This window comes from Paenibacillus agaridevorans, from assembly GCF_003112455.1.
Classification (GTDB): domain Bacteria; phylum Bacillota; class Bacilli; order Paenibacillales; family Paenibacillaceae; genus Pristimantibacillus; species Pristimantibacillus agaridevorans.
The window spans coordinates 1-2,463 of the sequence record NZ_BDQX01000196.1; the positions used below are offsets into that span (position 1 = coordinate 1).

Annotated in this window: 2 protein-coding genes; one reads left to right on the plus strand and one right to left on the minus strand. The window is 43.3% G+C overall.

Features of this window, described 5'->3' with window-relative positions; all coding sequences use genetic code 11:
• Positions 1-1,729: RCC1 domain-containing protein (locus PAT3040_RS18660; RefSeq protein ID WP_108993911.1), on the minus strand; the 1,729-nt coding region annotated here is incomplete at its 3' end.
• Between the two features lie 342 nt (positions 1,730-2,071).
• On the opposite strand from PAT3040_RS18660, the gene PAT3040_RS38765 reads away from it, so the two are divergent.
• On the plus strand, positions 2,072-2,463 hold a 392-nt coding region (locus tag PAT3040_RS38765), incomplete at its 3' end, for an alpha amylase N-terminal ig-like domain-containing protein (RefSeq protein ID WP_258235049.1).

Below are 2,463 nucleotides of genomic sequence, written 5' to 3' on the forward strand. Positions count from 1 at the left end.
TGTTTCCTAATCCCAGTTGACCGGATGAGTTGGATCCCCACGCCTTAACCGTTCCATCCTCCATAAGCGCCAAGGTGTGGGAACTACCCGCTACTAATTGCTTCACTCCCGTTAAACCTGTTATGGTTGTTGGTATACTTCTGTCATTTGGGTCTCCTAATCCCAATTGACTGGATGAGTTGGATCCCCACCCCTTAACCGTTCCGTCCTCCATGAGTGCAATGGAATGAGAACCGCCTGCTGCTAATTGTTTTACTCCCGTCAGGTCGGTTATCGTTGTTGGAATCTTTCTTATAGTTGGGTCTCCTAATCCCAATTGACCGGATGAGTTGGATCCCCACGCTTTAACCGTCCCATCTTCCATTAGTACTAGGGTATGCGAATTACTAGACGCCAATTGTTTAATTCCTGACATATTAGATAATAGGAGGGGGATAAGTTTAGTTGTTGTGTCTCCCAGACCTAATTGACCGGAGGTATTCCCCCCTGTGGCAAGCAAATCTCCGTTTAAATAAAAAAATGAACTATTTGACATTGCTCCCGCAGCAACAAAATTATGATCAAAATAACCTCTTGCTTGAAGTGGGACCGTCATTACTTGTAGATTAATTTTTGTCGGTATGTTTCGATTAGTGTAGTCCCCTAAGCCCAGTTGGTAATTGCTGTTGAGACCCATACCAAACACATCGTAGTTTTTGGTTACCAAGAAGCTACTAGACATTCCGCCTGCTGCAAATAAAATATCATCCATCAGTATATCCGCTGGGGTTAGTTGGTTACCCGTAGAACTGAGACCTAATTGATAATTGCTATTTTCCCCCCAAACCTTTACTTTTCCATTTTGCAGAACTGCTATAGCATACTCGTTGCCTGGTGCGATGGAAAACACATCAGACAGTCCACTGATTAGTACTGGGGATGTTGCTTGTGTAGTAGAACCAATACCTAATTGGCCGTAGCTATTATCCCCCCATGCTCTGACTGTATGATTATTCAAAATTGCATAAGACTGATGCCCTCTTGCACTTATATCTCTGATGTTAGAAAGACTTGATAGTTGAGTAGGTGATAAAACGTTATTAATATGGCCCAAACCTAATTGACCAATAATGTTGAAACCCCAGACTCTCACAGTTCCATCGTTTAATAATGCAACAACATGATTAGAACCAGCAGCGATTTTCTTAACGCCTGTAATCCCAGGCACCATAATAGGAACCAAAGAACTTGATGTCGTTCCGTTTCCTAGTTGCCCGGAACCATTGTTTCCCCATGCCCGCAAAGTTCCATCTTTCACCAAAGCAACAGCAAAGTTACTTCCTACAGAAATTTGCACTATATTTGTTAAATTTGGATTTTTAGTAGGTGTTGAAATAGTCGAAGTATTGCCTGTACCTAGTTCGCCATTACCATTGAATCCCCAAACATAAACTTCTCCCGCTTGATTGACTGCATAGGAACTCATAGTTCCGGCTGCGACCTGACGAATATCCTTTAATCCAAGATCTGTTGGCGTCGTGACGGTGCTACTCGTACCATAGCCGACTTGCCTATTATTGTTATAGCCAACACCTTTGACTTTACCATCCGGCATGAGAAACAAAGTGTGAGTTTCTCCCGCTGCAACACTCGGAAACATGAATGACTCCGCCGATGCTTTCTCTTGCACAAACATGTTTTGTAAAAGCAATGCAACCATAACAAGAACTATAACTAATCTTCTAACCATACTCACTTCCCCTTCAACATGGACTATAGACCTATTTTTGTTACTATTGAATCACGAAACAAAGAAAGTATAATTTAATAGTTAAAATAGTTAAATATTAATTTTTGTATAAAATTTCAATTTCATGTCTTTACAGGTCGATTTAACAGGATCTTCAGCAAAAACAGCGGAAGCTAGGGAAAAAAATCCTGGCTGTCGCTGTTTTTGCTGAAACATCAAATGTTTAATAACGATGGAAACAAGTGTACTAACATACAAAGGCCAAAAAGGGAACGATCTATCCCATCGTTCTTTTAACGCACCTATTGAAACACAAGAGTACTGAGAAAAGGAGCTGACCCCGTGCAATTAGAGAGCATCTACCACTCCCCCAGCCACAGATGGGCGTATGCCTATGATCCCGAGACGTTCCATTTGCGTCTTAAAACCAAACGTAATGATGTCGAGCGAGTTGTTGCGATTGCTGGGGATAAATACGACTGGGATCATCATTGCCAGGAAATCGAAATGGACCACATCGCCGCGGATGGCCTGCATGATTATTGGGAGGCCGTCATCCGGCCGGAATTTAAACGATTCAGCTACGGATTCCGTCTGCACAGCGGCGAGGAGACGATCTGGCTGACGGAAGAAGGCTTCTCTTCCGAGCAGCCTGCGCCTGCCGGCGGGTATTTCGAAGGGCATTACATCCATGCCATCGATCTGTTTGACGCCCCCCAATGGGCCAAGGAAGC